This is a genomic window from Kineococcus esterisolvens (genome assembly GCF_050871405.1).
GTDB lineage: Bacteria > Actinomycetota > Actinomycetes > Actinomycetales > Kineococcaceae > Kineococcus.
In genome coordinates this window covers 1-6,699 of record NZ_JBJLRI010000121.1, presented here as the reverse complement: position 1 = coordinate 6,699, position 6,699 = coordinate 1, and the positions used below count along the sequence as shown (strand labels likewise).

At 77.2% G+C, this 6,699-nt stretch carries 6 protein-coding genes; 3 read left to right on the top strand and 3 right to left on the bottom strand.

Annotated elements, in window-relative coordinates; translation table 11 throughout:
- Positions 1-52: 52 nt before the first annotated feature.
- On the bottom strand, positions 53-1,693 hold the full coding sequence (locus ACRYR8_RS20675) for an aminopeptidase P family protein (RefSeq protein ID WP_432486110.1): 1,641 nt from the start codon (positions 1,691-1,693) through the stop codon (positions 53-55).
- A gap of 104 nt (positions 1,694-1,797) precedes the next feature.
- Between ACRYR8_RS20675 and ACRYR8_RS20670 the strand changes: the two genes are divergently transcribed.
- The 3 genes from ACRYR8_RS20670 to ACRYR8_RS20660 all read left to right on the top strand — a co-directional run bounded on the left by ACRYR8_RS20670 (position 1,798) and on the right by ACRYR8_RS20660 (position 3,989).
- Positions 1,798-2,442: a DUF6758 family protein gene (locus ACRYR8_RS20670; protein ID WP_432486111.1), complete on the top strand. Its 645-nt coding sequence runs from the start codon at positions 1,798-1,800 to the stop codon at positions 2,440-2,442.
- A gap of 72 nt (positions 2,443-2,514) precedes the next feature.
- Positions 2,515-3,387 (top strand): PHP domain-containing protein, encoded by an 873-nt coding sequence (locus ACRYR8_RS20665; RefSeq protein ID WP_432486112.1) that lies wholly within the window; start codon positions 2,515-2,517, stop codon positions 3,385-3,387.
- Positions 3,384-3,989 carry a MarC family protein gene (locus ACRYR8_RS20660; protein WP_432486113.1) on the top strand — a complete coding sequence of 202 codons (606 nt, stop codon included), beginning with the start codon at positions 3,384-3,386 and terminating at the stop codon, positions 3,987-3,989. Before ACRYR8_RS20665 ends, ACRYR8_RS20660 begins: the two co-directional genes overlap by 4 nt.
- Here ACRYR8_RS20660 and ACRYR8_RS20655 read toward each other — a convergent pair.
- Both ACRYR8_RS20655 and ACRYR8_RS20650 read right to left on the bottom strand, forming a co-directional pair.
- A complete protein-coding gene (locus ACRYR8_RS20655; RefSeq protein ID WP_432486114.1) occupies positions 3,973-4,773 on the bottom strand; it encodes an oxygenase MpaB family protein in 801 nt (266 codons plus the stop codon). The two genes, ACRYR8_RS20660 and ACRYR8_RS20655, sit on opposite strands and share 17 nt — an antisense overlap.
- A gap of 43 nt (positions 4,774-4,816) precedes the next feature.
- Positions 4,817-6,484: a DEAD/DEAH box helicase gene (locus tag ACRYR8_RS20650; protein ID WP_432486115.1), complete on the bottom strand. Its 1,668-nt coding sequence runs from the start codon at positions 6,482-6,484 to the stop codon at positions 4,817-4,819.
- Positions 6,485-6,699 lie beyond the last annotated feature (215 nt).

Below are 6,699 nucleotides of genomic sequence, written 5' to 3'. Positions count from 1 at the left end.
CCCAGGATCTGCCACCTGGCAGATCCTGGGGGCCCTCGCGCGTGCGGCGGGGTCAGCCCCGCAAGGAGGCCATCCACGCCTCGACGGCGTCCGCCTCCCGCGGCAGCGCCGCGGAGAGGTTCTCCACGCCGTCCTCGGTGACCAGCACGTCGTCCTCGATGCGCACGCCGATGCCGCGCAGCTCCGCCGGGGCAAGTTCGTCCTCGCTCTTGACGTAGATGCCCGGCTCGATGGTGAAGACCATGCCCGGGCGCAGCTCGGCGTCCAGGTACATCTCCCGTCGCGCCTGTGCGCAGTCGTGCACGTCCAGGCCCAGGTGGTGGCTCGTGCCGTGCGCCATCCAGCGCCGGTGGTACTGCCCCTCGGGCTCCAGCGAGGTGGCCGCGTCGACCGGGAGCATCCCCCAGGCCGAGAGGCGGTCGGCGACCACGCGCATCGCCGCCTCGTGCACGTCCCGGAACTTCACGCCCGGCCTCGCCACCGCGAACGCGGCGTCCGCGGCGTCCAGGACCGCCTGGTAGACGCGGCGCTGCGCGTCGGTGAACCGGCCGTCCACCGGGAGGGTGCGGGTCACGTCGGCCGTGTAGAGGGAGTCCGCCTCCACCCCGGCGTCCAGCAGCAGCAGGTCCCCGGCGCGCACCGGGCCGTCGTTGCGGATCCAGTGCAGCGTGCAGGCGTGGTCACCGGCGGCGGAGATGGTCTCGTACCCCACGCCGTTGCCCTCCACGCGCGCGGTCCCGTCGAAGGCCGCCTCCACGACGCGCTCGCCGCGCGGGTGGCCGACGGCCCGGGGCAGGGCGCGCACGACCTGCTCGAAGCCGCGGACGGTGGCCGCGACGGCCCCGCGCAGCTGCTGCACCTCCCAGGCGTCCTTGACCAGCCGCAGCTCGGACAGGGCGGTGGCCAGCTCGTCGTCGGCGGCGGCGACCTCGTCGGCCGCGCCGGTGCGCAGCGGCCCGACCAGGGCGGTCACGGCCGGGTCCGCGTCGGCGACCACCCGCAGGCCGGCGGTGGCGGGCTCGGCCACCGAGGCGCCCAGGTCCTCGGCCAGCAGGGCCACGTCGCGGCAGGCGATGCCGGTGGCGGCCTCCTGGGCCGCCAGGCCGGGCCGGGGGCCCACCCACAGCTCGCCGTAGCGGGCGTTCGCGTAGAACTCCTCGGAGTCGCGGCTGCCCTGCGGGCGCAGGTACAGCACGGCCTCGTGGCCGTGCCCCTCGCCGTCACCGCCGGCGTCCGCCCCGCCCTCGCCGGGGCCGCCGGCGCGCGGGTGCAGCACGAGCACCGCGTCGGCCTCGCGGTCGGTGCCCAGGCCCGTCAGGTGCGCGAACGCCGAGTGCGGCCGGTAGCGGTAGTCGCAGTCGTTGGAGCGGCGCACGAGCGGACCGGCCGGCACGACGAGGACCTCCCCGGGGAACAGCGAGGAGAGCGCCGCCCGGCGGCGGGCGGCGTACGGGGCTGCCTCGGCCGGCGCCTCGTCCTCGGCGGGGCGCGGGCCCCAGCCCTGCGCGATGAAGCGGCGGAACGCGGCCGAGCGCGGCACCGACCGGTGCGACTTCGGGTCCTCGTCGCCGTCGGCGGGGGCGGGCTCCCGCCCCTCCGGGTGCTGCGCGTCGAGCAGCTCCGTCACGGAGCTCCCCGGCTCGGCGCCCGCGGTGGCCGGCGTGGTGGTCGACTGGGTCGCTGCAGGGCTCACCCGCCCATCATCCCCCCGCCGCGCCGGGAGCACCCGCCCCGCACCTCGATCACGGACGGTGACCGCCAGGTTGACGCCCCGCGTGCGGCGTAGGACGGTGAAGCATGAGCGGTACGGCGCGGTGCCCCCGCTGCGACGACCCGGTGCGGGCGCCCAGCATCTGGCACTCCTCGGCGACCTGCGCGGCCCACGGCGAGGTGGTGCCCCTGCAGCCGGCGCAGCCCGCGGACGCGGCGCACCTGGAGTGGATCGCCCGCCGCTCCGACGTGCCCGTGTGGCTGCCGTGGCCCCTGCCGCCGGGGTGGCTGCTCACCGGCACCCGCTGCGTGCGCGACGACCGGCACGACGCCCAGGCGGTCGTCGTGGCCGTCAGCGGACCACACCACGGCCCGTCCACCGGGCCGCCGGTGGGGGAGCTGCTGCTGGTCTCCGAGCAGCCGGGCACGGGCCTGGGAGCCCACCTGGCCGGGCGCGAGGACGTCGACCCCGGTGACGGCCTGGTCTCCGGGACGCCCGCCGCGCGCCTGCACGCCGCGGGGGCCGCCACCCCGCTGTGGCCGGTGCCGGCCGACGGCGACCGCGCCGTCCTGGTGGGGGAGGCCGGCGGGGTGTGGCTGTGGGCGCTGCTGTGGCCGGCGACCGCCGGCGCGACGGTGCTGGACGACCTGGAGCTCGTCGACCTGCGGGAACGGCCGCACCCCCCGGACGTGCCCTGCGGGGCGATGTCACCGCGCGTGCAGTGGGTGTGAGCGGCCGGCCACCCACCGCGCGGTGACTGTGCGTCGCGAGGGGCGGTGGGCGTTCGCGGGTAAGCTCGCCCGGTGCGCATCGACCTGCACACGCACTCCACCGCCTCCGACGGCACCGAGCCACCCTCCGGGGTCGTCGAGTCCGCCGCCCGGGCAGGCCTGGACGTCGTGGCCCTCACCGACCACGACACCACCAGCGGCTGGACCGAGGCCCTGCGCGCCGGCGAGCGGCTCGGGGTGCGCGTGGTCCCCGGCATGGAGGTCAGCTGCCTCGCGCACGGGGTCTCGGTGCACCTGCTCTCGTACTGGCACGACGCCGCCGACGCCTCGCTGGAGCACATGCTCGACGCCTCCCGCACCTCCCGGCGAACCCGCGCCCGCAGCATGGTCGAGCGGATGACCGCCGACACCGGCCTGCGCTGGGAGGACGTGCTGGCGCACGTGCACGGCCAGGCCACCATCGGGCGGCCCCACATCGCCGACGCCCTCGTGGCCGCCGGCGTCGTCGCCGACCGGGACGAGGCCTTCGCCACCGTGCTGTCCGGGCGCAGCCCCTACTTCGTGCCGCACACCGCCCCCGACCCCCTGGAGGCGATCACCCTGGTGCGCGCCGCGGGCGGCGTGCCCGTGCTGGCCCACCCGGCCGCCTCCAAGCGAGGCAGCTGCATCGGCGACGCCGACGTGGAGGCCATGGTCGAGTGCGGCCTGGTCGGCCTGGAGGTCGACCACCGCGACCACAGCGACGCCGAGCGCCGCCACCTGCGCGCGCTGGCCCGGTCCCTGGACCTGCTGGTCACCGGCTCCAGCGACTACCACGGCACCGGCAAGCACAACCGCCTCGGGGAGAACACCACCGACCCGGACGTCCTGGACGAGCTGCGGGCCCGGGCCGGCACGCCCGCCCCGAGCGCGGTCCGCACCGGGGACGAGGTCCGCGGCACGTGAACTGGCAGTTGTTCGGTGAGACCTTCGTCACCCTCTTCGTCATCATGGACCCGCTGGGCACCGTGCCGATCTTCCTGGGCCTCACGGCCCCCTTCACCACCGCCGAGCGTTCCCGCGCCGCCCGCCAGGCCGTCCTGGTGGCGCTCGGCGTCATCGTCGCCTTCGCCCTGTTCGGCCAGCGCATCCTGGACTACCTGCACATCAGCCTGCCCGCCCTGCAGGCCGCCGGTGGTTTGCTGCTGCTGCTCATCGCGCTGGAGCTGCTGACCGGCAAGGGCGACGAGCCCACCTCGACCGTCGGCGTCAACGTGGCCCTCGTGCCGCTGGGGACGCCGCTGCTGGCGGGGCCGGGCGCCATCGTGGCCACCATGGTCTACGTGCAGCAGTCCCGCGGCTGGGACGACCACCTCGCCATCGCCGCCGGCGTGCTGGCCGTGCACGTCACGCTCTACCTGGCGATGCGCTTCGCCGGGGTCGTGCACCGGGTGCTCGGCGACTCCGGGGTCCTGCTGGTCACCCGCGTGGCGGGTCTGCTGCTGTCCGCCATCGCCGTGCAGCTCGTGGCCGACGCGGTGCGCGCCTTCGTCACGGGCGAGGCCTGAAGCCGGCCGCCGCCTCCAGGGACGGCAGCCCCACCAGGGCCGCGCGCAGGTCGTCCCCGCCCAGGTCCGCCCCCTCCGGCGCGCCGGCGAACAGCTCGCGGGCCCAGCCCGGCAGCAGGGCCACGGCCAGACCGGTGGCCCGCACCCACGGCCGCGGCGCCCCCCGGGGCGCCGGCAGCGGCGTCCGCCCGCGCGCGCCGCGCCGGTCCCCGTGGCCGTCCACCGCGCCGTCGGAGCCCACGGGACGCAGGGGACCCGGCTCCGGGGCGCCGGTCGCGTCCCGGCGCACCCGCTCCAGGTCGGCGTCCACCTCGGTCAGGCAGCCGGGCAGGTCGTCGGGCTCGGCGCCCAGCAGCACGGCCCCGGCGCTCTGCTCGTGCACGTACCGCTCGGCGTCCTCCCGCTCCGGGGCCCGGCCCGCCGCGGCGGCGGTGCGCAGCACGCAGGCCACGCGCAGCGCGTGCCGCAGAGCGGCGGTGTCCGGGTCCGAGCCCTCCGCGCGCACGTGCACGTCGCCGTCCAGGGCGCGCTCGCGAGCGGCCAGCGCCAGCGCCCGGCACGGGTCCGCGCCCACCGCGCGCAGCAGGGCCGCGGTGCTCGCCGCCCGCTGCCAGTGCGCCCGCGGGTCCCGGGCGGCGAGCTCCCGCAGCAGCGGGTGCAGCTCCTCCAGGAGGCCGGCCGTGAGCAGCGCCACCTCCAGGACGGGGCCGTCGTGCAGGCGCGCCGACACCGACGGGGGCCGGGTGGCGGCCCCGGGCGGGGAGGTCGGGGGGTGAACGGGCACGGCCCCACCCTGCGCGGGTGGGGCCGTGATCGCAGCTCGGGCGTCAGTCGGCGGCGGGTGCCGGCTGCCCGGCGCCGTCGGCCTGCGCCGACGAGCGGCTGCGCGTGCGACGGCGGCGCCGGGGAGCGGCGTCGCCCGCAGGTGCGGTCCCGGTGCCGTCGCTCGTGCCGTCGGTGCCCGCCGCGGTGTCCCCGGTCGCCGGGGCCTCACCGCTGCGGGTGCGCCGGCGCTGGCGGGTGCGCGCGGGCCGCTCGCTGCGGGGCTCCCCCACGGCTGCGTCCGGGCCCGTGGCCGGCTCGGGCGCGGCGTCCGGGCGGGTGCGCGCCGGCTCGCCGCGGCGAGGTCGGCGGCCCTTGGCGGCGCCGACCTCGCCCAGGTCCTCGACCTCCTCGGCCTCCAGCCCGGCGCGGGTGCGCTGCGTGCGCGGCAGCCGCCCCGTCGTGCCGGCCGGGATGCCCAGGTCCTCGAACAGGTGCGGCGAGCTGGAGTACGTCTCCGCCGGCTCACCGAAGCCCAGGTTCAGGGCCTTGTCCACCAGCGCCCAGCGCGGCAGGTCGTCCCAGTCGACGAACGTCACCGCGGTGCCGGTGTTGCCGGCCCGGCCGGTGCGCCCGATGCGGTGCAGGTAGGTCTTCTCGTCCTCGGGGCACTGGTAGTTCACGACGTGCGTGACGTCCTCGACGTCGATGCCGCGGGCGGCCACGTCGGTGGCCACGAGGACGTCGACCTTGCCGGAGCGGAAGGCCCGCAGGGCCTGCTCGCGCGCGCCCTGGCCGAGGTCGCCGTGGATGGAGGCCGCGGCGAAGCCCCGCTCGGTGAGCTGCTCGGCCACCGAGGCGGCCGTGCGCTTGGTGCGGCTGAACACGATGGTCAGCCCGCGGCCCTCCGCCTGCAGCATGCGGGCGAGCACCTCGACCTTGTCCATCGCATGCGTGCGGTACACGAACTGGGTGATCGCGGCGACGGTGGCACCGTCGTCGGTGGGGTCCACCGCGCGGATGTGGGTGGGCTGGCGCATGTACGAGCGCCCCAGGGCCACCACGGCGCCCGGCATCGTCGCCGAGAACAGCATCGTCTGGCGGGCCGGGGAGGTCTGCCCGAGCAGGCGCTCCACGTCGGGCAGGAAGCCCAGGTCCAGCATCTCGTCGGCCTCGTCGAGCACCACGCAGGTGACGTGCGAGAGGTCCAGGTGCTTCTGCTGCGCCAGGTCCAGCAGGCGCCCGGGGGTGCCCACGACGACGTCGACGCCCTTGGCGAGCGCCTCGATCTGCGGCTCGTAGGCGCGACCGCCGTAGACGGTGAGGATGCGGGCCTTGCGGATGCGGCTGGCGGTGGTGAGGTCGCCGGCGACCTGGGTGGCCAGCTCGCGCGTGGGCACGATCACGAGCGCCTGCGGCTTGCCGGGGGCCGCCAGCGCCTCGTACGCCGGCTCACCCGGGACGGCGGTGCGCTGCAGCAGCGGCACGCCGAAGCCGAGCGTCTTGCCCGTCCCGGTCTTGGCCTGGCCGATGATGTCGTGGCCCGACAGGGCCACCGGCAGGGTCATGGCCTGGATGGGGAACGGCGAGGTGATGCCCGCGCCGGCGAGGGCGCGGACGATGCGCTCGTCCACCCCGTGGGCGGCGAAGCCGCTCTCCGGCGCGCTCGCGGTGGTGGTCTCGGTGGGATCGGTGGTCTCGGGGGTCGTGGTCGACCCCGCTGCGTCGGTCATGCGTCTCCCGTGCGGGGCGGCGGCGGCCCGGCACCGGGCGCCCTGCGGGGAGGGAGCGCCGAGAGGTTCGTCGGCGGCGCCCCGTCACGGGCTCGTCCTGCGGTGCGCGGCCGCGTCGCGGCAGTCGGCAGCCGATCGTGACTGACGACCGGGCAACCCTGAACACGGCCATGGTAACCGTCGGCGACCGACGACGGCGCCGCGGGCGCGCACCG